This is a genomic window from Sporolactobacillus shoreicorticis (genome assembly GCF_024125445.1).
GTDB classification, from domain to species: domain Bacteria; phylum Bacillota; class Bacilli; order Bacillales; family Sporolactobacillaceae; genus Sporolactobacillus; species Sporolactobacillus shoreicorticis.
Genome location: NZ_JAMXWM010000019.1, coordinates 44,562 through 70,856, shown reverse-complemented (window position 1 = coordinate 70,856; position 26,295 = coordinate 44,562). Strand labels below are relative to the sequence as shown.

Genomic DNA, 26,295 nt, shown 5'->3' with positions numbered 1-26,295 from the left:
AAGTCTTAAGTATGATCAGTTGTGAAGGAGGAACACAATGTCTAAACCTACGATTGCCATTGTCGGCCGTCCTAATGTCGGCAAATCAACACTCTTTAACCGTATTGTCGGTGGCCGTATGGCCATTGTTGAGGATAAACCAGGGGTTACAAGAGACAGACTGTATGGAAACGGGTCATGGCTGACCCATGAATTCCATGTCATCGACACCGGCGGTATCGAGCTTGGCGACGAACCGCTGCTCGCGCAAATGCGCGCACAGGCTGAGATTGCCGTTGATGAATCGGATGTAATCTTGTTTCTGGTCGATGGAAGAACAGGATTGACGGATGCCGACGAAGCAGTTGCTCAATTATTAAGAAGATCCAAGAAACCTGTTGTTCTTGGTGTGAATAAACTAGATAATTTTAAGCAAAAAGAGTTGATGTACGAGTTCTACTCAGTAGGACTTGGAGATCCCTATGCGATATCCTGTGCACATGGTCAAGGAATAGGCGACTTGCTCGATGCTGTGATTGAGAAATTTCCACAGTCCGAGCCTGACTCGGAAGAAGATGGTGCCATTCGCTTTGCTTTGATCGGCCGTCCTAATGTGGGGAAATCGTCCCTTGTCAATACAATACTTGGCAAGGAACGTGTGATTGTCAGTGATATTGCGGGAACGACACGTGATGCGATCGATACTCCATTCACACGTGACGGCCAAAATTTTGTTATTGTCGATACAGCAGGCATTCGCCGTCGAGGGCGTGTTTATGAAAAAACGGAAAAGTACAGTGTGCTTCGAGCACAACGGTCAATTGAAGAATCCGACGTGGTTTTGGTTTTGATAAACGGTGAAGAAGGAATTATTGAACAGGACAAAAAAATTGCCGGCTATGCGCATGATGCAGGACGCGCCATTGTCATTGTGGTCAATAAATGGGATGCTGTTGAAAAAGATGGGAAAACCATGGACAAGTTCAAGAGGAAAATTCGTGAACAGTTTCAATTTATTGATTATGCACCGATCGTTTTCTTATCGGCGCTAACTGGAAGCCGTGTTGATCAAATTTTGCCGGTTATTGAGCAGGTAGCTGAGAACCATAGTCTGCGTGTGCAGACGAGCCTGCTGAATGATTGCATTATGGACACCCTAGCAATGACGCCGCCACCGTCAGATAAAGGAAAACGATTGAAAATCTATTATGGCACTCAAGTGGCTGTTCGACCGCCTGTTTTTGTATTGTTTGTCAATGATCCGGAACTTCTGCATTTTTCTTATGTGCGCCATATTGAAAACAGGCTCCGTGAAACCTTTGGATTCATTGGTACACCGATTAAACTATTATCAAGAAAAAAGAATGAGAAGTAAGAGGAGAGGTTTGAATCATGTTGATCGCATTTTCGATAATCATTTCTTATCTTATCGGATCAATCAGCTTCAGTTACTTAATTACAAAGAAAATTAAAAAGATCGACATTCGTAAAACAGGCAGCGGCAACGCAGGAGCAACAAATACGATGCGTGTGCTGGGAACAGGACCTGCCGTAGGCGTATTATTGTTGGATGTTTTTAAAGGGGTTGTTTGCATTTTGATGGCCAATTTACTCGGCTTACCTGATTGGGCAGCAGCACTGTCGGGTTTGGCGGCAATTATTGGTCATGACTTCCCTGTTTATTACGGTTTTAAAGGCGGCAAAGGAGTCGCAACAACAATTGGTGTCTTTTTTATGATTATGCCGCTTTTCGCATTAATTGCAGGTGTGATCACTCTCTTGATTATTGCAGTTACTCGTTTTGTATCACTTGGATCTTTGTTTTTCCTTTTGTTTACGCCGATATTGGGATGGATCATACACGGTTATTCTACAGGTGTTTTAGTGGCGCTCTTTTTAATCACAATTCTTGCATTTTATCAGCATCGGGCGAATATCGTTCGGTTAATTCAAGGTAAGGAAAATAAGCTCGGTCACAAGAAGGCTCAGGTTTGAGAATTTTCTGTTGTTCGCTGTAAATTATGAATCGAGGAGGCAGAGCAATGAAGAAAATAGCAGTTTTGGGAGCTGGAAGCTGGGGTACTGCACTTTCGATGGTACTCGCAGACAATGGGTTCACTGTTTCGCTTTGGAGTCACAGGCAAGAGCAGGCAGATAAGATTTTGAATGAGCATACGAATCAAAAGTATCTGCCGGGTGTTGTACTCTCCGATTTGGTACAAGGTACAGGGAGCTTGAGAGAGGCACTCAGTCAGGCATCCGCTGTTCTTCTCGTTGTTCCAGCAAAAGCAATGCGAGATGTACTGCGGCAGATTCGAAGCATTATCGAGCAGCCGATGTTGTTCATTCATGGTGTGAAAGGTATTGAGCCAGGTTCATTTAAACGGATGTCTGAGGTTATTGAGGAAGAGGTACCTGCATCGCTTCGAACAGCAATTGTGGTTCTTTCAGGACCAAGCCATGCAGAAGAGGTTGCACTGAGACATCCGACAACAGTTGCGGTCGCATCATCTGATTTTAATGCTGCTCAACAAGCGCAGGATTTCTTTTTTAATCATTATTTTCGCGTGTATACCAACGAAGATACTGTCGGTGTTGAAATAGGCGGTGCATTAAAAAATATTATTGCGCTAGGTGCGGGGCTTCTTGATGGACTCGGTTATGGGGATAACGCAAAGGCTGCATTGATTACACGTGGACTTGCGGAAATATCCAGACTTGGAACAAAAATGGGCGCGCATCCGTTGACATTTATCGGACTGACGGGGATGGGCGATTTAATTGTCACCTGCACGAGTGTGCACAGCAGAAACTGGCGAGCAGGAAATTTACTTGGTAAAGGAGAGAAGCTTGATTCTGTATTACAACAGATGGGGATGGTTGTAGAGGGTGTCCGGACAGCAGAAGCCGCTTATGCCTTAGCTAAAAAGATGAATATAGAAATGCCGATCACTACAGCAATCTATCAGGTACTGTTTGATGGCAAACATCCAAAAGATGCGGTCGACGAATTGATGAATCGAGATAAGAAGGATGAAATTGCGCCGCTTTCTCACAGCCTGGCTGAAAAAATAGCGCGTGAACAATAGGTGGCATGTTGCCTCCTTCTCGCATACCATGTAAGGAATGCAGGGTAAAGGAGGATGTTCATTGGATTCTAATAATCCTTTTTTTGATAACATCGAAAAAAAGACGAACGTGAAGAAAGAGGATATCCTGGAGATAGCCAATTCAGTTTCGAATGCTAATTTCAGCGATCCTAAGGTTGTCAGAGAGCTCATTGCTCGCATTGGGAATACAGCAGGCGTACCGGTTTCAAAAGAAAAGGAAGAGGCCATTGTAAAAGCCATTACTTCGGGTAATATGCCGAGCAATCTTACGTCTCTGTCAAAAATTTTCGGCCCAAAACGATAAGTATTGGGCCGTCGCCAGCGGCAAACGAAGTAGGAATAGCATAATGTATAGGTGCGTCAATCATTCTGCAAGAGCGCAAAGGGCGTGGAAGGAATTAGTCATGTGGGGAGAAAACGGCAACGTTTTCTCTCCGTTTTTTTATTCATAAATGGCATAAAAAAAATATTGGACAATAGTTTAGTATAGATAGGCAGCAGGAATATTGGGGCTGCCGGCCCATTATCAACAGATCGCTTCGGAAGATCTCATTTTATTGGCATAATCAATGGACAAAGTCATATGTTTAGAACGATCACCGAGGTAGTTTATTGCAGAAGGAGGAGCGGGAGGGTGCCAACTTTGGAAAAACTTGAACGAGTGGACATTTTCAAAGACATTGCTGAACGTACCGGAGGAGATATTTATTTAGGTGTTGTCGGAGCCGTCCGAACAGGGAAGTCGACATTTATTAAGAAATTTATGGAGCTCGTTGTTTTGCCGAATATTGAGGACGAGGCGGATCGCGTACGCGCGAAGGATGAATTGCCTCAAAGTGCCGCAGGAAAGCAAATCATGACGACCGAACCCAAGTTCATTCCCAATCATGCGGTTAAAGTGAGTGTGGAAGATGGTCTTGACGTCAACATTCGTGTCGTTGACTGCGTTGGCTACGCGGTTAAAGGAGCAAAGGGATTCGAGGATGAAAACGGTCCGCGCATGGTACACACACCATGGTATGATGAACCAATCCCGTTTCAAGAAGCGGCAGAAATCGGGACGCGCAAGGTCATTCAGGAACATTCTACTTTGGGGGTTGTGGTTACAACTGACGGTTCGATCGGTGAAATCGGCCGTGAGGATTATGTTGAGTCTGAGGAACGTATTGTCGATGAATTGAAAGAAGTAGGCAAGCCGTTTATTCTGATCATCAACTCAACGCATCCCTATCATCCGGACACTGAAGCGCTGCGTAAGGAACTTTCAGAGAAGTATGATATCCCCGTACTCGCTCAAAGTGTTGAGAACATGACGGAACACGATATCAATAACATTTTGCGAGAGGCGTTGTTCGAATTTCCAGTGCTGGAAGTCAACGTAAATCTGCCAAGCTGGGTTATGGTTCTTAAAGATGAGCACTGGCTGCGCAAGAGCTATGAGGACGCTGTTAAAGAAACCGTTAAAGATATAAAGCGTTTGCGTGATGTTGACCGTGTGGTTGGTACATTCGGACAATATGATTTTATTGAAAATGCGCAGCTGTCAGGGATTGAAATGGGAAAGGGAACTGCCGAGATCGATTTGTTCGCTCCGGATAATCTGTATGATCAAGTGCTGAAAGAGGTCGTTGGCGTTGAAATCCGCGGTAAAGATCACTTGCTTCAGCTGATGCAGGATTTTGCGCATGCAAAACGGGAGTACGATCAAGTTGCCGATGCACTGAAGATGGTGAAACAAACCGGTTACGGTATTGCTGCTCCATCAATCAGCGATATGAGTCTCGATGAGCCTGAGATTATTAAGCAGGGATCACGTTTTGGAGTACGGCTAAAAGCGGTCGCACCATCCATTCATATGATTAAAGTCGATGTAGAATCTGAGTTTGCGCCGATTATCGGTACGGAAAAGCAAAGTGAGGAACTGGTACGTTATCTCATGCAAGATTTTGAGGATGATCCGCTCTCAATTTGGAATTCAGATATTTTCGGTCGTTCATTGAATTCTATTGTCCGTGAAGGCATTTCAGCGAAACTGGCATTAATGCCTGAAAATGCTCGATACAAATTAAAAGAAACTTTGGAGCGCATCATTAACGAAGGATCCGGGGGCCTAATCGCCATCATTTTGTGAGATTCTTAAATATAAGCGAAACACAAGATCCCAGACGGGGTCTTTTTCTTTTTGTTCAAAATTGCTGGATAAAAGGTACAGATTTATTAATTTTTTGCTTTTGACATGCGATTAAGAAGCAAAACTGCTCTTTTTATTCAAGAAACGGTTAAAAACGCGTGAATATGGCAATATTTTTATAAAAGCTGTTGAATTCTTCCATCACATCGTATATTATAAGCGTTGTTGATGTTTCATCCAGCGCAAAAAGGAGTTATTCCTTTTTAAGGAGGTGAAAGTGTTGAATAAGACTGAATTGATTACTGCGGTTGCGGAATCTGCTGAATTATCTAAAAAAGATGCGACAAAAGCGGTTGATTCTGTCCTGTCAACGATTGCCGATGCTTTGAAAAGTGGAAGCAAGGTTCAATTAATCGGATTTGGCAACTTTGAGGTTCGCGAACGTTCTGCTCGCAAGGGCCGCAATCCTCAAACGGGCGAAGAGATCGAAATCAGCGCAAGCAAAGTTCCAGCATTTAAGCCTGGTAAAGCATTGAAAGAAGCCGTCCAATGATCGATACGATACATAGGACGTAAGTACGAAGGAGTCATCCGTTTTGGATGGCTCTTTTTGCTGCATCGACGATAACTTAGACGATTCGGCAGAAGCTGATAGATCCATTTGTATTGAGCACAATAAAAAGAGAATTGTGTTGAATGAAAACTCAAGGTAAAACAAGAAAAATTGCGAACGACTTTCCTTTATTTTTAAGTTTGCCTATGCTAAAATTTTTTACTAGGACAAGTGATTAACGGTTATATGTAAATTACGGCATAGGCGAACATTAACAAAGGCATAAATGGGCACCATTTAGTTGTGCTGAAGCAGGATTTGCTGTGTTTCCATAAACTTCACAATATAAATACTATGTCTTTTTGAATGCATCAAAAGACGTTTCTGATTCATTACGGCAGGCAGGACAGATTGGGAGGCAAGGGTTAGTGAACGTGGATCATGAAAAAATAGAGAAGGCTGTACGAATGATTCTCGAAGCGATTGGCGAGGATCCGGATCGGAGCGGTCTTATCGAAACGCCTCAGCGTGTGGCTCGTATGTACGAAGAAATTTTTCAGGGAGTGCGGCAGGATCCGAAAGAGTACTTATCGAAAACATTTGATGAAGCACATGAAGAGCTCGTTTTAGTAAAGGATATTCCCTTCTATTCAATGTGCGAGCATCATTTGGTTCCTTTCTTTGGAAAGGCTCATGTGGGATACATACCAAGAGGCGGACGGGTGACCGGACTGAGCAAGCTTGCCCGCGCGGTTGAGGCAGTAGCAAGACGCCCCCAGCTTCAAGAGAGGCTGACCACTGAAGTTGCAGACAGTATCGTAGAAACGCTTCGTCCCTATGGTGTCATTGTCGTTATTGAGGCGGAACATATGTGTATGACGATGCGGGGCGTAAAAAAACCGGGCGCACGAACGATTACTTCAGCTGTTCGCGGCGTTTTCCAAAAGGATTCAACGGCGCGTGCGGAAGCGATGTCTTTAATTAACCATTAATTCCAAATGAAAAGCGAGGAACGGATCATGGAACTTAGGAATGAAGAAGTATTGGGTGATTATTTTGTCATTAAAGCAAACGCGGACGGTGTCAATGTTATTGGATTAACTCGAGGCGCGGAAACACGTTTTTTTCATACAGAGAAGCTGGATAAAGGTGAGGTGATGATCGCACAATTCACAGAGCATACTTCGGCAATTAAGGTGCATGGCAAAGCAACCATACAAACAAAGCATGGTACAATCACGTCGGAATGATGCATCGGGGTCATCACCACTTGGACCGAAGACGACCCCTGTGGTGACTATTTGCATGGGAGGCACTGCATTGTCGCTAAATGAGGAATTAGAATTAGTATATCAACAACTTCGAAATGAACTGAATCATGATTACGTAAAAACAATTTTGCCGGAGCCGGTAATTGATCGTGATAAACTTATGATTTATTATTTATTGTTTCGTCGGCAGGAATCAAGGGCGAACGCCGGTGTCTACGCTAAGAGCGTGATGGTTGCGGAAATCGGCTTAAACACTCACGAGATGATAACGGTCGAGAAACGTTCAGACATGAACGCAATTAAGATGAGGCAGTTAACCGTACTGTCCGGAGATTTTTACAGCGCACTTTACTATTATACGCTTGCACGCCAATCAAATATGGAGGTCGTCAAATGGGTGGCGCAGGCGATTCAAACCTTCAATTTACATAAATTTGCTTTTTTTTATTCGGAAACTCGTTTGAGCTGGCCTGAAACAATAGAAATTGTGATGAAGATTGAGAGCGCTCTTGTCGAGAAGCTTGCACGCCAGCTTGGCTTTGCACGGATTGTTCCATACTTAAATGCCTATTTTTTAATAAAAAGGCTTGTTATTGAGCGGAAAAATCATGGGAAATCTGAGCGAGACAGCTATTTTTCACAGACGATTCAGGGCAGATTTGAGAAAGTGACCGACAGACTTGACCAAGAAATCAAGAACAAGGTTGCCCATTTGACTCATATTCTGAATAGACAGGAAAACCATTCGGAATGGTTGATTCAGGTCATTGATTATTTGCGGGATCAGCTCAGCCGACTGGCTGAAGGTGTTGAGGAAGGGACCTATTAATGATGATGGAACAGGCAGAAAAGCATGAGAAGGTTCACCGTGTCTTTCAACGAATCTATAAGAAGTATGATGTGATGAATTCATTGATCAGTTTTAATCGCCATAAAGTGTGGCGGCAAAAAGCTGACTGTATTGTCGCCGCAAAGCAAGGTCATCAAGTCATTGATGTCTGTTGCGGGACTGGTGACTGGACCATTTCAATGGCAAAGATAGTCGGACCACAAGGTAATGTTGTCGGACTCGACTTCAGCGATAATATGTTGAAGATTGCCGAACTCAAACGGGAAGAAAATCAGCTTGAGAACATTAAGCTTGTTAGCGGCGATGCGATGGCGATCCCCTATGAAGATGCATCCTTTGATCGAGCAACGATCGGGTTCGGACTCAGAAATGTTCCGGATTATCTGACTGTGTTAAAGGAGATCAATCGTGTTCTGCGGCCCGGAGGAAGTCTCGTCTGTCTTGAGACGTCACAAACTAAGCTACCGATATACCGGCAACTGTACTTTTTCTATTTTCGATTCATTATGCCGCTTCTTGGAAAATTGTTTGCCGGAAGCTATAAAGAATATGCGTGGCTTAATGAATCTGCATCAACGTTCCCGGATCAGAAAACATTAGCCGAACTCTTCCGAAAAGCCGGTTTTGAAAATATATCGGTGTGCTCATTAATGGGCGGAATTGCTGCAATCCATAAGGGAATCAAACCGTTGATTCAAAAGTAATTACTTTTTTCAGCAATCGTTTATTGCGTAGTGAACGGTAACGAAAGGTGAAAGAGATGACCCTGACCAGAATTTATATGGAACAGAAAAGTAAGTTAAAACAAATTGAAAGCCGACTGGAGTCGGCACTTAAGGCACCTCAGCCTATTCTGAACGAAGCTTCTCTTGACTTGCTCAGAGCAGGTGGAAAACGAATTCGTCCGCTGCTGACGCTGCTTTGTGCGCAATACGGCGATCCTTCACGAGAAACAGTAATGAAATCGGCAGTCATGCTTGAATTGATTCATATGGCCTCTCTCGTTCATGATGATGTCGTGGATGATTCAAATCTTCGCCGCGGGAAACCAACGGTTAAGGCCCAATGGGATAATCGAGTGGCCATGTTTACCGGTGATTTTATATTTGCCAGAGCGATTGAATTAATTTCTGATTTTGATAATGATGAAATCCATATGAGTATATCGCGCGTCATCCGTGATTTAAGTCTTGGTGAAATCGATCAAATTAAAGAGTTGTATCATTGGAAACAGAATATGCGTGTTTATCTGAGAAGAATTAAAAGAAAAACCGCTTTGCTGATGGCCCTCAGCTGTCAGTTGGGGGCACTGGCTTCAGGGTGCTCCTCTAGGGTAGGATTAAGCCTTTACTATTTTGGCTATTACTTGGGTATGAGCTACCAAATGACCGATGACATTCTTGACTTCGTAGGGACTGAAAAACAATTGGGAAAACCTGCGGGCGGCGATTTGAGAAATGGGAATATTACCTTGCCAACATTCTTTGCCTTGCATAAGTACGGGATGCGGAATGCTATTTTAAGTGTTCTGGAAGATAAAAATCCGAAGCAGTCGGACTGGGATTCGATCATCTGTGCAATTCGAGATTGCGGAGCAATACAAGATTCGGAGCAACTTAGTGATGCTTACTTAAGCAAGGCAAAAACAATTTTGGAGCGTTTGCCACAGCAGCGTGCAACACGCTCATTAAAAGAAATAGCGGATTATATTGGGACAAGAAACGATTAATCAAACAAGCCGCATGAAAGTCCGTACCCGTGACCATTTGTTGTGCACGCGCTCATGCGATGCTGAGTCTAAGTTTAGGGAGTCTGATGATGATGGAACGCACATTTTTAATGATTAAACCGGATGCTGTAAGAAGAGGCCTGATCGGAAGTATCATCGCACGATTTGAGGCGAAAGGTTTTAAATTGATTGCCGGCAAGCTTATGGTTATTTCTGACGAGTTGGTCAAGAAGCACTATTACGAACACGAAGGAAGGCCGTATTACGAGGATCTGACTACTTTTATGACTTCCGGACCGGTGTTTGCAATGGTTTGGCAAGGTGAGAATATTATTAAACTTTCTCGATTCATGATGGGTTCTACCGATCCTGAGAAAGCGGCGCCGGGGACAATACGTGGTGATTATGCCACCCGTATGAATCGAAATGTTATCCATGGATCAGATTCGCCTGAAAACGCAGAACGTGAAATTAATCTCTTTTTTCAGGCTAACGAATTTGTAAGTAATGAATAAGAGAGACAGATATCTTAGGCTGATTGAGGAGATTGTGCGATGAGCGAAGCAATGGAGCAAGATTACGAGCAATTTAAAAGCTTATTTTTTCAGCTCACAGGTATTAATTTGTCTCTGTATAAACAGGAACAGATGAAACGCCGGTTGAATTCGCTTCGAATAAAAAGAGAGATTCCTTCCTTTGTTGACTATGCATACCAATTGAAGGAGAATAAACAGCTGCTTGACGAGATTTTGAGCAGGATGACAATCAATGTGACCGAATTTTTTCGAAACCGTCCTAGATGGAATATACTTGAACATAAAATTCGTGAACTGGCGGCTGAAAATAAGCATCTGAATATTTGGAGTGCTGCTTGCTCGACAGGGGAAGAACCCTATTCATTAGCGATCCTTTGCAGCAAATATATGTCTAAGAAGGCCTTTTCTATTATGGCTACTGACATAGATCAGAAAATCTTAAATACGGCGAGCCAAGGCACATATTTAGAGAAAGCAATTGAGAATTTAACTGCCGATGAACGTCGGCATTTTTCAAAAAAAGGTCTGCTCTTTGAAGTGGAGGACGAGCTGAGACAGACCATATGCTTTATGAAGCACGACCTGCTCTTAGATCCGCTCCCCGGTCATTTTGATATTATTGTCTGCCGTAATGTGCTCATTTATTTCACTGAAGAAGGTAAAAAAAAGATCTATCAAAAGTTGAGCGACGCATTGAAGTCAGACGGGATTTTATTTGTTGGAAGTACAGAACAGATATTCAGCCCTGCTGTGTATCATTTATGTTCAACAGAAACCTTTTTTTATCAGAAAACAGAAAATAACGGTTGATTTTTCAAAGATGTTGCTCATTTATGATTGACAGTTACCAACAAGTTCACTATGATGAATTTACATTATAAGTTATTGACTTGTAGGGGTCGGATTGAGCCGGAGGGCGCGATCGGCCGATTATTTTGAGATGAGAAAAGAGAATGAGCACAGTTGAGAAGAGCTGAGGGTTTCTTACTATTGCCGCTACACCCCACAGGACTCTCTGTGGGGTTTACTGTTATTCACCGATCTATTTATTTTGATCCTTGAATCCCCTCTAAGCAACTCACACCCGCTCATTCCTCAAAAAGAGGAGTGAAGCCCATGTTCACAGAAACATTGAAGGATTTAGTAGCAGGAAAACAGCTTTCAGAACAAGAAGCCGCAGAGATGATGGATGAAATCATGGAAGGAAAGGCTTCTTCATGCCAAATAGCCGCTTATTTGTCCCTTCTCAGTATGAGGGGAGAAACGGTTGATGAATTGGCAGGTTCCGTGCGCAGTATGCGTGCCCATGCCAAACCGCTTCACTATAAGCATCCGCTCATTGACATTGTTGGGACAGGAGGCGACGGTACCGCAACCTTCAATATTTCAACAGCAGCAGCACTTGTCCTTTCTTCTCTGGGTATCTGTGTTGCTAAGCACGGCAATCGATCAGTCTCCTCGACCAGCGGGGCTGCCGATGCGTTGGAAGCACTGGGGATTGATATCCGATCAACGCCGGAATACGCGTCTGAATTGCTTGATCAGACACATATGTGTTTTTTATTTGCACCGCTTTATCATGCATCAATGAAATATGCGATTGAACCGCGCAAAGCGCTTGGTTTCCGAACGATCTTTAATCAGCTTGGACCATTGACCAATCCGGCTGGTGCTGAGCGTCAACTTCTCGGAGTATACAGCGTAGCTCTTGCCGAACGTTATGCGCAGGCGATTGTGAAGCTTGGAACAGAAAAAACGCTGGTGGTGACCGGTGAAGACGGTATGGATGAACTGACCATTGCCGGACGTACGGATGCTTTTCTTATTGAAAACGGGGCGATACAGACCTTTTCATTAACCCCGGAAGATGTTGGTCTCTCTGTCGGTAACGCAGCTGATATCCAAGTCAAAAATCCGAAAGAGAGTGCGGAATTAATTGAAACGATATTTGCAGGCAGCAGGCAAAATAAAACCGCAGCTGATGCTGTTCTACTAAATGCCGGTGCAGGGCTTTATGTTTCAGGCAAAACCCATTCAATCGCAGAGGGTGTCCATGAAGCTCGAGAAGCGATAAATTCCGGAGCAGCTCTCAATCAGTTGAATCTGATGCGCCGGCAAACGGTGGAGACCGCCCATGTCTGAATCCATTCTCAGTAAAATAGTGAAGACAAAGGCGGATGAACTTGCTGTTTTTTCAATGCCGAAAAAAGGTGAGGAGTCAATCGTTCATTATTCTCTAAAGACAGCTCTGACGAACCCAAATCACAAATTAGGATTAATTGCAGAAGTGAAGCAGGCGTCGCCGTCGAAGGGGGTTTTTGCACGCCGAATCGTGGCAGGCGACGTTGCGGAAGCCTATGCGTGCGCAGGTGCCGACGCGATCAGTGTGCTCACTGACCGTACCTATTTTCATGGCTCAATTGAGAATTTAAAAGCTGTCAAGGCGAAGGTTCAACTTCCAGTTCTGCGTAAAGATTTTATCATTGACAAAAGGCAGATTGAGGAAGCTGCCCGCTGCGGCGCTGATGCCATTCTCTTGATTGCCGCTGCTCTTGATCCCATGGAACTCCATGAGTTCTACTTGGCGGCAGAAGAACGCGGTATGGAATCGCTGGTGGAAGTGCACAGCGTGAGCGAATTAGAATCTGTTCTCCAAGAATTTACTCCGGAGATTATCGGTATCAATAATCGCAATTTAAGAACATTTGAGACGAGACTGTCTGTCACGAAAGAGGTGGCTGTTGCTGTTCCAAAGGGAGCGGTCATGATCAGTGAATCCGGAATCCGCAATGCTCAGGATATTTGTTATCTTTTGAAGCAAGGCGCCCATGCCGCACTTGTCGGTGAGGCACTGATCTGTTCGGATTCGCCAGAAGAGAAAATCCGCGAGCTATTTAGTGGGAGTGCTTTTCATGACACGTCCCTTACTTAAATTTTGCGGAAATCAATCGTTCGAAGATACGCAAGCAGCTGTCGAAAGCCAAGCAGATTTTATCGGATTTATTTTTACAGACAAGAGTAAAAGAACGGTAAAACCAAAGCAGGTTGCGGACTGGGTGAAACGGTTGGGGCCAATAATTGACAAGAAATTAGTTGGCGTTTTTGCCGATGACTCCCTTGAGAAGATAAATTCGGTACTGCAAGAAGTTCCGCTGAACCTGATCCAGCTTCACGGGCAGGAATCGCCTGAGCAGGTTGCTTCAATCAAACGGGCAATAAGCCTGCCGATATGGAAGGCAATGCATCACGATAAAATGACACTTTGCAAGATGCGGTGCTATCGGAATCGTGTCGAAGGGTTTGTCATTGATACGAAAGTAAAGGGACAGATTGGCGGTACCGGTATCTCGTTTGATTGGTCAAGCGTACCGGAATATATGCGTGAGGCAGTTCGTCAGCATGTCCCATGTTTTGTCGCCGGAGGAATTACCGCAGAAAACATTTCTAAACTATTGCGCTTTCGTCCAATTGGGATTGATCTGGCGTCAGGTATTGAGCGAGCGCATCATAAAGACCGGAGATTAATACGAAAAATTGAAGAGAAGGTGTGTGGTAATGGTGATAAAGCAGCCTCAGTTGGAGAAAAAGTACAGTACAGATAAAAACGGGCGATATGGAATATTTGGCGGACGGTACGTTCCGGAGACATTGATGCACGCTGTGTTGGAACTTGAACAAGGCTTTAAAGAAGCAATGGATGATCCGTTGTTCTTAAACGATTACCAGCGAATTTTACATGAATACTCCGGAAGACCGACACCGGTAACCTTTTGTAAACGGTTGAGCAATCAAATCGGTGGTGCTCGCATTTTTTTGAAACGAGAAGATTTGAATCACACCGGCGCTCATAAAATCAATAATGCCGTCGGTCAGGCTTTGCTGGCACGCAGAATGGGGAAAAAGAAGATCATCGCAGAAACCGGTGCCGGGCAGCATGGAGTGGCTTCTGCTACAGTGGCCGCGTATTTAGGCATGCCATGCAAGGTGTTTATGGGGGCTGTCGATGTGAAGCGCCAGTCACTAAATGTATTTCGGATGAAACTGCTGGGTGCAGAAGTTGTTCCCGTTCATTCAGGAAATGGAACATTAAAGGATGCGGTCAATGAAGTGCTTCGTTATTGGGCGGCAAATGTTGAGGATACGGCCTACATTGACGGGTCGGTCGTCGGACCGCATCCTTATCCGATGATTGTCCGTGATTTTCAGAGAATAATCGGTGATGAAGCACGGACGCAGATGATTGATAAACTTGGGAGGCTGCCTGATGCTGCTTTTGCCTGTGTCGGCGGAGGAAGCAATGCGATGGGATTATTCACCGCTTTTATCAATGATCCCGTTCAGTTATTTGGTGCGGAAGCAGGAGGCATAGGAATTGATACCGACGCCCATGCCGCTACATTGACTAAAGGAAGTATCGGCATTGTTCACGGCATGAAAACGTATCTTCTTCAGGATCGAAACGGGCAGATTACCGAGCCGTATTCTATTTCAGCGGGACTGGACTACCCGGGAATTGGACCTGAGCATGCCTATTTATGTCAATCACGACGCGTAACCTATGAGGCGATTACAGACGATGAGGCGGTTGACGCGCTGATTAAATTATCGAAACTCGAAGGTATTCTTCCGGCGCTGGAAAGCGCACACGGGCTTGCTCTGGCAATGAAAAAGGCAAAGGCAATGAAACCTGATCAAAACATACTTGTATGCCTTTCTGGCCGTGGAGACAAGGATGTGCATACAATTTTGCATGTGATGGATGAAAAAAACGGCGGTGATCACCGATGACAGACAGAATGCGTGAATATATAACCAAAGATAAGGGCATGCTGTTTATTCCATTTATTACCGCCGGAGATCCTGACAATGAATCAACGATCCAAATTGCGCTCATGCTCCAATCAGTCGGAGCGAACGCGCTTGAACTTGGAATTCCTTATTCTGACCCTTTGGCTGACGGGCCAGTAATTCAACAAGCCTCAAAACGCGCACTCAGTCACGGGGAAACCCTGCTTGATGCAATGACACTTGTTAAGACAATGCGCCGACAGGGCTTAAAGATACCGGTTATTATTTTCACTTATGCGAATGTACTTTTGCAGTTCGGTGTCGACGTCTTTTTTCAACAAGCAAAAACTGTTGGCGTTGACGGGCTTCTTGTGCCCGACCTTCCTTATGAGGAGAGCCGATTGCTCGCAGACTCATGCCTTAAGAAGGATATGAGTCTGATCTCCCTTGTTGCGCCGACAACCTCGAAGCACAGGTTGAGCATGATTTGCCGAGAGGCGCAAGGCTTCATTTACTGCGTATCATCACTCGGCGTTACCGGTGTAAGAAAGAAATTCCATCCGGATGTCTTTCCATTTCTGAGACGTGTGAAAAAGGTGTGTCAAATACCGATTGCTGTAGGATTCGGCATTTCGTCTTTTGAGCAGGTGGAGAAACTTGAAAATAATGCTGATGGTTTCATCGTCGGAAGTGCAATTGTTTCGTTAATTGGGCAGTGTACGAAACAATTAAATGATCCAGCGACTCGTTCCGGTGCCGTTGATCAGATCCGCCGGCAGATTTGTGAAAAACTGATGGCGCCAGTAAATTAATTTTTAATGAAGTATTCCGGTCTTGATTGCCTAATGGCGTCAAGACTTTTTTATTTTCCTCCAACCAACCCCCTTTCCTTTGCTCGTCTTTTAATGAAAATGTACAATCACAGTTGATCCTTCTTGAAGTCAGCCTGAAAGTTGATTATGATGGCTAAAGGGTCATTGTTCGGTTTTTTAGGGAGGAATGAAAAGATGCGTACTTTAGAGACAGCGACTGCACTATTAGACAGTGGACAAACTGAAGAGGGAATCAGGCTGCTTCATGATCTTGTTCTAAGTGGAGATGACCAGACACAATTCGGTGCAGCATCTGTTTATCAGCAATATGGTTTTTTAGATGATGCTCAGGAAATGTATGAAACGTTGCTGAAGCGTTATCCAAACGATAGCGAACTTATTCTGCAGCTTTCAGGACTTTTAATTGATAAAAATGAGGAATCACAGGCGATTCAATATTTACAGCGAATACATTCGTTAGACGAAAACTATTTGAGTGCACAGGTTATGTTAGCAGATCTTTATCAACTTGAAGGGCTCGATGAAGTTGCGGAAAATAAACTTCTCGGTGCGCTTAAGATTTCGCCGCATCAGCCGATTCTGATTTTTGCGCTTGGTGAACTTTACTTATCAATTGGCGAGGCGGGCAAAGCAGTGGATTGCTTCATCGAAGTAAAGGAAAATAAGGAGCTTGCAGATCAGAATGTTCATTTGAAACTTGCGGAAGCACTTAGTCTAAGCGGTAATTTTGAAGCGTCCATACAGGAGTACGAACTTGGATTAAAGAAGGAAAAAACACTTGACGGTTTATTCGGTTTAGCAGTTACAGCGATGCAGATTCATAAGCATCGCAAGGCTATAAAAGCGCTGGAAGCCTTAAAAATGATGGATCCGGGCTATAGCACGCTGTACTCTGTACTTGCAGAAGCCTATGAGCATGAGGGGCAGCTGGATAAAGCAATGGAAGCTATTGAGGCGGGCCTTGTACAGGATGAATATAATGAAAGAATGTATGAATCTGCAGGAATATTAGCCACTAAATTGCATGATAAAGATAAAGCAGCGGAATACTTCAAAAAGTGTCTTGAACAGAATTCGGAAAACATGAATGCATTAACACATTTGGCAGAATTAAATGTTCAGAAAGAAGATTATGATGCGGTGATCGATTTGCTTTCATCTGTTGAAAGCGATGATCCGACACTCATTTGGTTTCTGGCCACTGCATATAATCAAACCGATGATTTAAAAAAGGCAGCTGGCCTATACAGAAGATGCTGCACAGCTTTTTCAAACAATCCCGAATTTCTGCAGGAGTATGGCGAATTCTTAAGAGAAACCGGAGAGCAGCAAGAGGGTTTGATTTTGTTAGAAAAAGCATCACAATTGAGTCCGGAAAATCAAGATCTTGCTTCATTTGTTGAGCGAATCAGGCAGGATGAACAAGGCTGAACGGCGAATATAACCATTATAAAGAATGATAAGTGTGAAAGCGGAACAGGAGGGTACGACAGAATGGAACAGACAGTATCGAATGGACAGAAAAAAACGTTTTTTCGATGGATTTTAGATCGTCATTTGCTTGCCAACCGGGAAATCATTTGGCTGCTCCATTATCTGATGAGCAACGATAAATTGCTTGGTGTGATCCATATTGTTGATGAAGTGGCGCGTGTTAACCGCTCGATCACGATTGCATGCGCTGATGATGATCGTCCTATATTTCGTTATGTTAAAACAACTGTTGAAACCAATGATCCTGAAAAAGCATTTCATGATCTGCGCATGAATCAAGAGGAAGACGTGTACTTGGAACTGGACATTGAAATGGTACGCCGCTCACCAATCTATTTTTCTGTTCTGGAAGAAAACCCGAACAACATAGTAGATGTACATGAAAAGTATGGAACAATGGCGGATTACGCGACTGTTGAAGCTGAACGGAATTTTATTGCTGATCGATTAAATAAGGCGATTAATGAGGCGCTTGACCACGGAGATCAGGATCAATTTTACTTATTGTCCAAGCAATTAAATCAATTGCGGAGACAGCAAAAATAAATGAATAATAAACTGTAAAATGAAAATTTTGATGGCAAACGACTTCAGCGGTCTACTCTTGTCCTATGACTCATATAGTCACTACTAGGAGTTAAAAGGAGGACAAGCAATGAATGCGAAGCTGTTTGCCATATTTATTTCCTTCATTCTTTTTATCGGATTTCCTGTACAGGGACGAGCAGAAAAAGATATACAGGCTGCCAAAGATCATACGGAAGAATTGATCAATTTATCTGATCGTGTCTTTCAATATACCGATGCAAATCAAGATACTGCAGCTTTCAGCTTGCTCAATGAACTTAGTAAGGAATGGGACCGCTCACCACAAAACTATTCTGATAAAGATCAACGTGTTATTAACACGGCTATAGCTAAATTAAAGATATTGATGGCCAATTCAGGTGAAGATCAGCGCGAAGTCACTGATGCTGCCGTTTCGCTGCGGTTAAGCTTCGATGCTCTTGCACCAAATGGGAAACCATTATGGAAAAATTTGCATTCTGAAGTTGTAGCATCTGTATCTAAAATGAAATCCGCAGTTAAGAAAAAGGATCATCAACGTTTTCAATATTATCTCAATGAATTTCTTGATAAATATGCGGTTGTTTATCCGGCAATGGTTATTGACGGACAATCTGATGCGGTCAGTTTGGTCAATAAGCAAATAAACACACTTGCTGATCAGCGAGACAAGAGCTTAAAAACGAACGTAAGAATTCAGCAATTAACGATGATTGAGCACGAATTGAATGATGTATTCGATCAATCTTTGAAAAACAATGAGGAAAGTATGGTGGGGCTTGCCACAGTTATTGGCGGAATTATTGTTTGTGTCCTGGCTTATACGTCCTGGCGACGTTATGTTGGCGAGCGTTTGCGCAGGGAACACATAAGGTAACAAAAGATCTATGTTTTGACAAACAATCAAAGTTTGACTAAAATTGACTATATAGATGTTTGTTCACTGAGAAGAAGAACGACTTGACGAATGCGTTAAACAGTTGATTGCGTATGCTTTAGAAGGGCGTTGCTTCGGTTCGGAACATTTACAAATGATCAGTTTTGGAGGAATGAGCATGATTCAATACCTGATTTATTTAGGCGTGTTAATGCTGATCCCTATCTGGGCGCAGATGCGTGTCCGTTCGACGTACTCACGGTATTCTGAGATCGGCAATTCAACAGGTATGACTGGTGCCGAGACAGCGAGACGTATTTTAGATGCAAATGGTCTTTATGATGTAACGGTTAGGGAGGTTTCCGGGTCTTTAACTGATCATTATGATCCGCGTGATAAGTCGGTTAATTTATCAACCGATATTTACCATGGTGCTTCGATAGCAGGAACAGCTGTTTCTGCTCATGAAGTGGGGCATGCGATTCAGGATGCCAAGGACTACACATTTATGCGGGTTCGCAGTGCGCTTGTACCTGTTGCTAACTTAGGATCAAATCTGTCCTATATTCTTATCCTGGCTGGAGTATTCCTTGGTATGATGCAGCTTGCTTCGCTCGGCGTTTTATTTTTTGCTGCCGCAGTTCTCTTTCAGTTAGTCACGCTTCCGGTTGAGTTCGATGCATCTGGGAGGGCTCTGAAACAGATTGTTTCATTGGGTATTGTTCAGGAGAGCGAACAAAAACAAGCGAAGAAAGTGTTATCAGCAGCGGCCATGACTTACGTTGCTGCAGCGTTGGTATCTGTGATGGAACTCATTCGTTTTATCCTGATGATCACAATGTCCAATCGCGAAGAGTAAGTACACGAAGTAGCTCAATAAATCAAAAAACGCTGTCTGAGCGCAGACAGCGTTTTTTACAAGTTAAGGAAGTTTATGATTTTACAGTAAAGCAAAAGGTCGTGGAACAAACGTGCAGGTGCGAGACGCCTGCGGGATTAGCGTACCAGCAAGACCCCGCAGATTCTTGCCTGTCTGAGGAGGTTTGCGGTGCGCCCGCGGCAAGTGAGTAACCGAAGCGACGATTCAGAACCGTAAGACACAAATCAATCAAACATGGCTGGAGATTAAGGACCGGGCGTTTTTTTGCCCGGTTTTTCTTATGACAAAAAAATAAAATTGACAAACACTTGTTTTATATTACAATAGAGTAGTTTGAGCGAATGCTCACGTGGTTCGAAACCATCCCACGTTTATCAAAAAACTAAGGAGGAGTCTTTGTATGAAGACCATTAGAATGTTGGCGATCAATGCGATTCTAGCAGCATTGTATATCGTGCTTACTTTTTTTCTGCAGCCGATCAGTTTCTCTGCTATTCAATTCAGAATTGCTGAGATGCTGAATCATCTTGTCGTATTTAACAAGAAGTACTTTTGGGGAATTATTTGCGGCGTATTCATCGGTAATTTATTTTTTTCGCCGCTTCTTCCCTATGACTTGATCTTTGGCACGGGACAGTCTGTATTAGCACTTTTAATAACGATCATTGTTTCCAAGTATGTTGCAAATATTTGGGTGCGGATGCTGGTCAATACAGCTATATTTACTGTAACAATGTGCTTTATCGCATGGGAACTGGCCATCGTATTTCACTGGCCGTTCCTGTGGACATGGCTTACAGTCGCAATTGGCGAGTGTGCTGTCATGTTAATTGGTGCTCCGATTATGTACGCGATCAGTCGCAGAATCCCATTTGAAAAACTGATTTAAAAAAGCGCTCGATTTTGAGCGCTTTTTTCTTTTGCGATTAATCCGCCGAAGTATGGCTGTTTTTTATTTCGGATGAATAGTCCATAAAAATTCTGCGATCATTCGATCAACTTGGGGATTTTCATGGAGCATACTGTGCTGTGCGTTCGATCCATACACTGTTTTTTCCTGATAATGAGCATGGTTAAAAAAATAACGGCCGAAAAAAGCGCTCTGTTGTGAAACGACTCCATCACCCTCTATTGGATTTCGCATTTCTCCGGCGATTGCCAATACATTTAAATTTTTCGGCAGGCGGCTGCGATGCTGAAACAAATAGCTGTTCTGCTGAAGTTGTTCAATGGTGTAGTCCTTGTCATTAAGCGGTCCATTGATCCAATCAAACGGGGCAGCGATTGCTACATATTTCTTTATTGAAGGATAGTCAGACGGTACGTTTATTTGTTCAAGATAACAAGTAAAAGCCTTTCCCCCCATTGAATGAGAAACAACATTTACTTGCTTAATCCCATAATCGCGTTTCAGAACAAAAAAGACATTCTTCAGCCAGTCGGCCTGCTGTTCCATAGATTCGTGGTTGCTCGCAAAAATGACCTGAATTAAAGGGATTTTTTGATTCTTCATTTTGCCGCTTGATTTAGTGACACCGTTCGGCTCGACAGTGATTACAATCGCCCGTTCGGGTCCGTCATAATTCGCCTGTAAGCGCTGAAACATCGTGCGAAATGAGCGTTCCGAACCTTTCCATCCGTGAATGAATACGGTGGGAATTTGCTGTTTATTGGTCTGAGCTGCGGCTGTTTTCATCGATGAATCAACGCTTTTCAATTGATGAATGCTTGCTTTGCTGAAAAAGCAAGAAAAGATAACGGTGATTAATGCAATGGCAATAAAAAGTGAAAGAACATGGATAACTTTCATAAAAAACCTCCAATTACTGATCCGTCCGGAGATCACTTTTTCTAGCTTATCGCAAATGGCAGATTTTTAAAACCGTTTATTTGTTCCAGTTTTGAAATTTGTTCATGATATAATGAAGTAAGTTTAAATGAAGAGAGGCATTTTTTTTGGCAAATCAACCGCAGTTATTACTTGTTGACGGAATGGCATTGCTTTTTCGAGCATTCTACGCAACGGCACCCACCGGTCAGTTTATGTTCAATGATCAAGGAATCCCAACTAATGGCGTTCAGGGATTCTTGCGTCATCTCCTGATTGCTATCCAAAGCAGAAAACCAACGCATCTGGCTGTTTGTTGGGATATGGGATCAAAGACCTTTCGCAATGAATTGTTCGACGGATACAAAGCAAACCGAGCAGCTCCGCCTGTAGAAATGGTTCCACAATTTGATCTTGCGAAGAAAATGATTGATGCATTCGGTGTTCCGAATATCGGTGTGTCCGGATTTGAAGCAGATGACTGTATTGGCACACTTGCTAAGAAAGCCCAGGAAGAAATCGATGTCTTTATTGTTACAGGAGACAGAGATCTGTTACAGCTGCTGGATCGGCGCATTCATGTAGCTATTCTTCAAAAAGGATATGGCAATTATCGCAGTTTTAATGAAAAAATCTTCTATGATCATTACGGTGTTACCCCTCGTCAATTCATTGAAGTAAAAGCGTTAATGGGTGATTCAAGCGATGGTTATCCGGGTGTTCACGGTATCGGTGAAAAAACGGCCATTAAGTTGATTAAACAATTTGGAAGTATTGAAGCAATAATCGATCATCTGGACATGCTGCCAAGTGGTCAGCGGAAAAAAATCAGCGTGGATTTAGATATGCTTCATCTGTCACACCAATTAGCAGAAATTAATTGCCATGCGCCGGTTTCCTTGGATTTGGAGAATGCCAGTTATGCGGGAATCACTGATGCGTTTGTTGAGAAAGTTGATCAGGTTGGAATGCGGTTAGTAAAATATGATCTTGTAACGCAGCGATGGCAACGAAAGGGATTAGACAATGAGTTTTTAGCTCATGATTCGTCTCTGTAAATAATAAACGCATGGATGATGAAATGAGTTTGATCTCGTATTTGATCAGTGGACAGATCTTAAAATTAATTATCATTTAAAAAAGGGAAATCAGAACTGATTTTGCTTTTTTTAGCATAAATAATTTTTACTATTTTCTCTATTTCGACAAAAATAGTCGTCTATTGATGAAGGAATTTAACGATTTCCGTTGAATGTTACTATAAACATTAAAAAAATTAGTGGTTTCAATAGCTCTGGCAAATGAAAAAAATACGATAAATGAACTTGAGAGAATCGTTCAATCCATAAAAATACAAAAAGGACGTGGGTCAATGTTAACAATTGAAAATGAGCCGCAGTTATCTCCCAATGATGTTGATCTGTACCTCTTCCATGAGGGAACTTTGCACGAGGGTTACAAAGTATTCGGTGCTCATTATACACAAATTGGCGACACTGGTGGTTTTCGGTTCACAGTGTGGGCCCCAAACGCCTGTGCGGTTTCTATTGTCGGCGACTTTAATGATTGGGAAGCGGGCAAACACAAGATGAATCCAGTGAAACAGTCGGGAGTTTGGACAACCTTTATTCAAGGCATTGGGGTTGCGGAACGTTATAAATACGCGATTGAAACACCTTCAGGAGCAATTGTTTTGAAGGCAGATCCCTATGCATTCTACGCTGAGACAAGACCGAACACGGCATCTCTGACGTGCCGTCTCGATCGGTACGAGTGGCATGATGCCAAATGGATGAGGCAGAGGGAGAAAATTGATGATTACCATCGGCCAATGGCAATTTATGAATGTCATCTCGGTTCATGGAAAAAAGCGGAAAATGATCGACTGATGACCTATAGAGAACTTGCTGATGAGCTCGTTAATTATGTTTTTGAAAACGGTTTTACACATATTGAACTGATGCCGATTATGGAACATCCCTATGACCGTTCTTGGGGATACCAGATTACTGGCTACTTTGCACCGACGAGTCGTTTCGGAAGCCCGGACGATTTTAAGTATTTTGTCGACACATGCCACCGCCGAGGGATAGGCGTCATTCTTGATTGGACGCCCGCACATTTTTGCCGTGATTCACATGGTCTTGGAAAATTTGACGGCACACCGCTTTATGAACCGTGCGACCCTAAGCTTGCGGACCGACCTCAGTGGGGGACGTATAACTTTGATTTCAGTAAAAATGAGGTTGTCAGCTTTTTAATATCCAACGCACGTTTTTGGATGGATGTCTATCATGTCGAAGGATTTCGCATTGATGCCGTGTCGTCAATGATTCATTTGAACCATAATAATGATCTACCCTTTGAATTAAAAAATAAATATGGCGGTTATGAAAATTTAGAAGCCATTGATTTTATTAAAAAGCTAAATGAGGCTGTATATGCTAAATTTCCTTCCGCATTGATGATTGCCGAGGAAGCTACAGATTATCCGATGGTGACAGGACCGACCGACAAAGGCGGACTTGGTTTTAATTTCAAATGGAATATGGGCTGGGTTCATGACATTTTGCAATATATGAGGTTCAATCCCTTTGAACGGCGAGATCATCACAATTTAATTACTTTTTCAATGCTTTATGCCTACTCGGAAAATTTTATTCTTTCATTCTCACATGATGAACTGGTCTATGGAAAGCGGTCGTTGCTGAACAAAATGCCAGGCGATGAATGGCAGCGCTTTGCCAACCTGCGCGTTTTGTATGGTTATTTCATGACCCATCCGGGGAAGAAATTATTATTTATGGGCAGTGAATTCGCTCAATTTGACGAATGGAAGGATTTGGAGCAGTTGGATTGGAATTTGTTTGATTTTCCAATGCATCATGCTTTCCATAATTACGCGGTTGCGTTGAATCATTTCTATCAGAAAACGTCGTGTTTGTGGCGACTGGACCATGAACAGGAAGGATTTGAGTGGATTGATGCCGACAATGCTGATCAAAGCGTGATCAGTTTTATCAGAAAAGGAAAACGAAAGGGCGATTATTGCCTCGTTATATGTAATTTCACACCGAATGTTTATCAAAATTTTAAACTTGGCGTACCAGCGAACGGTAACTATCTTGAATTGTTTAATAGTGATTCGGAAGCTTTCGGCGGATCGGGGCAATGTAATCGCGAATCCATTGAATCGGTAGACGAACCGTTTCATAATCAGGCGCATCACCTAAAACTGACCATTCCGCCGTTAGGAATGAGCATTCTGATGAAGGAGACAAAGAAAAGAAAAACAATGACTGCTTATGATCAAATATGAGAAAAAGAAAGATGATCATCAGTGAAAAGGGAGAGAGAGAGATGAATGTGCTGTTTGCCGCATCTGAATGTGTCCCATTTATTAAGACCGGTGGATTGGGAGATGTAGTCGGAGCATTGCCAATAGCGTTGAAGAAAGAAGATGTACACGTTAGTATTGTTCTTCCTAAATATCAAGATCTTAATTCTGCTTACTTGAAACAAATGACTTACATGAAGTATATTTTTATTCCGGTTGGCTGGAGAAATCAATATTGTGGAATTTTTCACCTTGAACAATCTGGGATTCATTATTACTTTTTAGATAATGAGTATTATTTTGGACGCTCAGGCTGTTATGGGTATGATGATGATGCAGAGCGATTCGCTTTTTTTTCACGCGCGGTTTTGGAAATTCTTCCGCATTTATTTGATAAACCGGATGTGATTCACTGCCATGATTGGCAAACCGGTTCGGTAAGCGTCTTGTTAGACGCTCATTTTAGAAATCAATTATTCTACAAAGACATTCGCACCGTGTTTACCATTCATAATCTGCGTTATCAGGGCGTATTTTCAAAATCGGTATTAAGTGACCTTCTCAATCTTGATTTTTCGTATTTTCATAAAGACGGACTTGAGTTTTACGATCAAGTAAGCTACATGAAAGCAGGATTGGCTTATTCAGATTTTCTGACAACAGTCAGCCGTACGTACGCACAAGAAATTCAAATGCCTTATTATGGGGAAAAACTCGATGGCTTTCTTCGCTGGAGGAGCGGCAAGCTTCGCGGGATCATTAATGGCATTGATCATGAGCGTTATAATCCGGAAACGGATCAACACTTATTTGCAAATTACAGAGATTCTGATGGAAAGCGAGCGAACAAAACAGAACTTCAGAAGCAGCTCAATCTCAATGTTGATACTGAGATACCTATGATTGCGATGATCACGCGGCTGACCGGACAAAAAGGAATTGACCTGGTACTTCGTGTGTTTCATGAAATGATGCGGCTTAATGTTCAATTTGTCTTGCTGGGCACTGGAGATCGAGAGGATGAGGACGCATTTCGATGGTTGGCCGAACAGTACCCGAACAGACTCTCTTCAAACATCTTTTTCGATGACGGACTTGCACGTAAAATTTATGCCGGATCTGATCTGTTTTTGATGCCATCAAACTTTGAACCATGCGGCATTGGTCAACTTCTTGCTATGCGTTACGGTAGTTTGCCCATCGTCAGAGAGACAGGCGGCCTGAAGGATACTGTTCTTTCATATAATGAGTTCACTGGTGAAGGAAACGGTTTTAGTTTTACGAATTACAATGCGCATGACATGTTGTATACAGTTGAACGTGCTGTTCGACTTTTTAAAGATCAGCAATCGAAATTTCACCAATTAGCAAATCGAGCGATGAAATTAGATTTTGGATGGTCGCAATCGGCAAAGGAATATGTTCAGTTGTATCAAAACCTCACCAAATGAAGGTAATTTTTAGATCCTGTAAAAATTCAGAACTTTATCAACAAATTAGCACTCAAATCCTTAAATCTGTTATATAATAGT

Annotated in this window: 27 protein-coding genes and 1 riboswitch; of the genes, 26 read left to right on the top strand and 1 reads right to left on the bottom strand. The window is 42.9% G+C overall.

All coding sequences use genetic code 11. The features are described 5' to 3' along the window. Positions 1-37: 37 nt before the first annotated feature. The 23 genes from der (at position 38) to NIE88_RS14725 (ending at position 20,487) form a co-directional block, all read left to right on the top strand. A complete protein-coding gene (gene der, locus NIE88_RS14835; RefSeq protein ID WP_253063273.1) occupies positions 38-1,354 on the top strand; it encodes a ribosome biogenesis GTPase Der in 1,317 nt (438 codons plus the stop codon). 17 nt (positions 1,355-1,371) lie between these two features. After that, on the top strand, positions 1,372-1,974 hold the full coding sequence (plsY, locus tag NIE88_RS14830; protein ID WP_253063272.1) for a glycerol-3-phosphate 1-O-acyltransferase PlsY: 603 nt from the start codon (positions 1,372-1,374) through the stop codon (positions 1,972-1,974). A 47-nt stretch (positions 1,975-2,021) separates the two neighbouring features. Then, entirely contained in the window at positions 2,022-3,068 is a 1,047-nt protein-coding gene (locus NIE88_RS14825) for an NAD(P)H-dependent glycerol-3-phosphate dehydrogenase (protein WP_253063271.1), read from the top strand. A gap of 61 nt (positions 3,069-3,129) precedes the next feature. Next, positions 3,130-3,393, top strand: a complete 264-nt coding sequence (locus NIE88_RS14820) for a stage VI sporulation protein F (RefSeq protein WP_253063270.1) — start codon at positions 3,130-3,132, stop codon at positions 3,391-3,393. Between the two features lie 339 nt (positions 3,394-3,732). After that, complete coding sequence (gene spoIVA, locus NIE88_RS14815; protein WP_253063287.1) at positions 3,733-5,220, top strand: stage IV sporulation protein A; 1,488 nt, start codon at positions 3,733-3,735, stop codon at positions 5,218-5,220. Positions 5,221-5,500: 280 nt separating this feature from the next. Continuing rightward, on the top strand, positions 5,501-5,773 hold the full coding sequence (hbs, locus tag NIE88_RS14810) for a non-specific DNA-binding protein Hbs (RefSeq protein ID WP_023510384.1): 273 nt from the start codon (positions 5,501-5,503) through the stop codon (positions 5,771-5,773). Positions 5,774-6,201: 428 nt separating this feature from the next. Continuing rightward, entirely contained in the window at positions 6,202-6,765 is a 564-nt protein-coding gene (folE, locus tag NIE88_RS14805; RefSeq protein WP_253063268.1) for a GTP cyclohydrolase I FolE, read from the top strand. Positions 6,766-6,792: 27 nt separating this feature from the next. Continuing rightward, a complete protein-coding gene (gene mtrB, locus NIE88_RS14800; protein WP_253063266.1) occupies positions 6,793-7,023 on the top strand; it encodes a trp RNA-binding attenuation protein MtrB in 231 nt (76 codons plus the stop codon). Between the two features lie 70 nt (positions 7,024-7,093). Continuing rightward, a complete protein-coding gene (locus NIE88_RS14795; RefSeq protein ID WP_253063264.1) occupies positions 7,094-7,873 on the top strand; it encodes a heptaprenyl diphosphate synthase component 1 in 780 nt (259 codons plus the stop codon). Between the two features lie 5 nt (positions 7,874-7,878). Next, a complete protein-coding gene (locus tag NIE88_RS14790) occupies positions 7,879-8,598 on the top strand; it encodes a demethylmenaquinone methyltransferase (RefSeq protein WP_253063286.1) in 720 nt (239 codons plus the stop codon). A gap of 56 nt (positions 8,599-8,654) precedes the next feature. Beyond that, on the top strand, positions 8,655-9,623 hold the full coding sequence (locus NIE88_RS14785) for a polyprenyl synthetase family protein (protein ID WP_253063262.1): 969 nt from the start codon (positions 8,655-8,657) through the stop codon (positions 9,621-9,623). 92 nt (positions 9,624-9,715) lie between these two features. Beyond that, positions 9,716-10,138 carry a nucleoside-diphosphate kinase gene (gene ndk, locus NIE88_RS14780; RefSeq protein ID WP_253063260.1) on the top strand — a complete coding sequence of 141 codons (423 nt, stop codon included), beginning with the start codon at positions 9,716-9,718 and terminating at the stop codon, positions 10,136-10,138. 39 nt (positions 10,139-10,177) lie between these two features. Beyond that, entirely contained in the window at positions 10,178-10,969 is a 792-nt protein-coding gene (locus NIE88_RS14775) for a CheR family methyltransferase (RefSeq protein ID WP_253063258.1), read from the top strand. A gap of 306 nt (positions 10,970-11,275) precedes the next feature. Continuing rightward, entirely contained in the window at positions 11,276-12,301 is a 1,026-nt protein-coding gene (gene trpD / locus NIE88_RS14770) for an anthranilate phosphoribosyltransferase (protein ID WP_253063256.1), read from the top strand. Between the two features lie 4 nt (positions 12,302-12,305). Then, positions 12,306-13,091: an indole-3-glycerol phosphate synthase TrpC gene (trpC, locus tag NIE88_RS14765; protein ID WP_253063285.1), complete on the top strand. Its 786-nt coding sequence runs from the start codon at positions 12,306-12,308 to the stop codon at positions 13,089-13,091. Further along, positions 13,072-13,761 (top strand): phosphoribosylanthranilate isomerase, encoded by a 690-nt coding sequence (locus NIE88_RS14760; protein WP_253063254.1) that lies wholly within the window; start codon positions 13,072-13,074, stop codon positions 13,759-13,761. The genes trpC and NIE88_RS14760 overlap by 20 nt, the downstream gene beginning before the upstream one ends. Continuing rightward, positions 13,715-14,947 (top strand): tryptophan synthase subunit beta, encoded by a 1,233-nt coding sequence (trpB, locus tag NIE88_RS14755; RefSeq protein ID WP_253063252.1) that lies wholly within the window; start codon positions 13,715-13,717, stop codon positions 14,945-14,947. Before NIE88_RS14760 ends, trpB begins: the two co-directional genes overlap by 47 nt. Then, positions 14,944-15,759 (top strand): tryptophan synthase subunit alpha, encoded by an 816-nt coding sequence (gene trpA / locus NIE88_RS14750; RefSeq protein WP_253063250.1) that lies wholly within the window; start codon positions 14,944-14,946, stop codon positions 15,757-15,759. The genes trpB and trpA overlap by 4 nt, the downstream gene beginning before the upstream one ends. Before the next feature lie 195 nt (positions 15,760-15,954). Next, positions 15,955-17,211 carry a tetratricopeptide repeat protein gene (locus NIE88_RS14745; RefSeq protein WP_253063248.1) on the top strand — a complete coding sequence of 419 codons (1,257 nt, stop codon included), beginning with the start codon at positions 15,955-15,957 and terminating at the stop codon, positions 17,209-17,211. A gap of 63 nt (positions 17,212-17,274) precedes the next feature. Further along, the gene (locus tag NIE88_RS14740; protein WP_253063246.1) at positions 17,275-17,820 is read left to right on the top strand and encodes a YpiB family protein; all 546 of its coding nucleotides are present in this window, start codon (positions 17,275-17,277) and stop codon (positions 17,818-17,820) included. A 109-nt stretch (positions 17,821-17,929) separates the two neighbouring features. Beyond that, positions 17,930-18,718, top strand: coding sequence for a sporulation protein YpjB (locus tag NIE88_RS14735; RefSeq protein ID WP_253063244.1), 789 nt, complete (start codon positions 17,930-17,932; stop codon positions 18,716-18,718). Positions 18,719-18,896: 178 nt separating this feature from the next. Further along, entirely contained in the window at positions 18,897-19,577 is a 681-nt protein-coding gene (locus tag NIE88_RS14730) for a zinc metallopeptidase (RefSeq protein WP_253063242.1), read from the top strand. A 364-nt stretch (positions 19,578-19,941) separates the two neighbouring features. After that, positions 19,942-19,990, top strand: a riboswitch (PreQ1 riboswitch). Between the two features lie 8 nt (positions 19,991-19,998). Further along, the gene (locus tag NIE88_RS14725) at positions 19,999-20,487 is read left to right on the top strand and encodes a QueT transporter family protein (RefSeq protein WP_253063240.1); all 489 of its coding nucleotides are present in this window, start codon (positions 19,999-20,001) and stop codon (positions 20,485-20,487) included. Between the two features lie 63 nt (positions 20,488-20,550). Here the strand turns inward: NIE88_RS14725 and NIE88_RS14720 are convergent, their stop codons facing one another. After that, a complete protein-coding gene (locus tag NIE88_RS14720) occupies positions 20,551-21,408 on the bottom strand; it encodes an alpha/beta fold hydrolase (RefSeq protein WP_253063238.1) in 858 nt (285 codons plus the stop codon). 146 nt (positions 21,409-21,554) lie between these two features. Between NIE88_RS14720 and NIE88_RS14715 the strand changes: the two genes are divergently transcribed. The 3 genes from NIE88_RS14715 (at position 21,555) to glgA (ending at position 26,214) form a co-directional block, all read left to right on the top strand. Further along, positions 21,555-22,484 (top strand): 5'-3' exonuclease, encoded by a 930-nt coding sequence (locus NIE88_RS14715; RefSeq protein ID WP_290446513.1) that lies wholly within the window; start codon positions 21,555-21,557, stop codon positions 22,482-22,484. 314 nt (positions 22,485-22,798) lie between these two features. After that, on the top strand, positions 22,799-24,745 hold the full coding sequence (glgB, locus tag NIE88_RS14710) for a 1,4-alpha-glucan branching protein GlgB (protein WP_253063237.1): 1,947 nt from the start codon (positions 22,799-22,801) through the stop codon (positions 24,743-24,745). A 41-nt stretch (positions 24,746-24,786) separates the two neighbouring features. Next, positions 24,787-26,214: a glycogen synthase GlgA gene (glgA, locus tag NIE88_RS14705; protein ID WP_253063236.1), complete on the top strand. Its 1,428-nt coding sequence runs from the start codon at positions 24,787-24,789 to the stop codon at positions 26,212-26,214. Positions 26,215-26,295 lie beyond the last annotated feature (81 nt).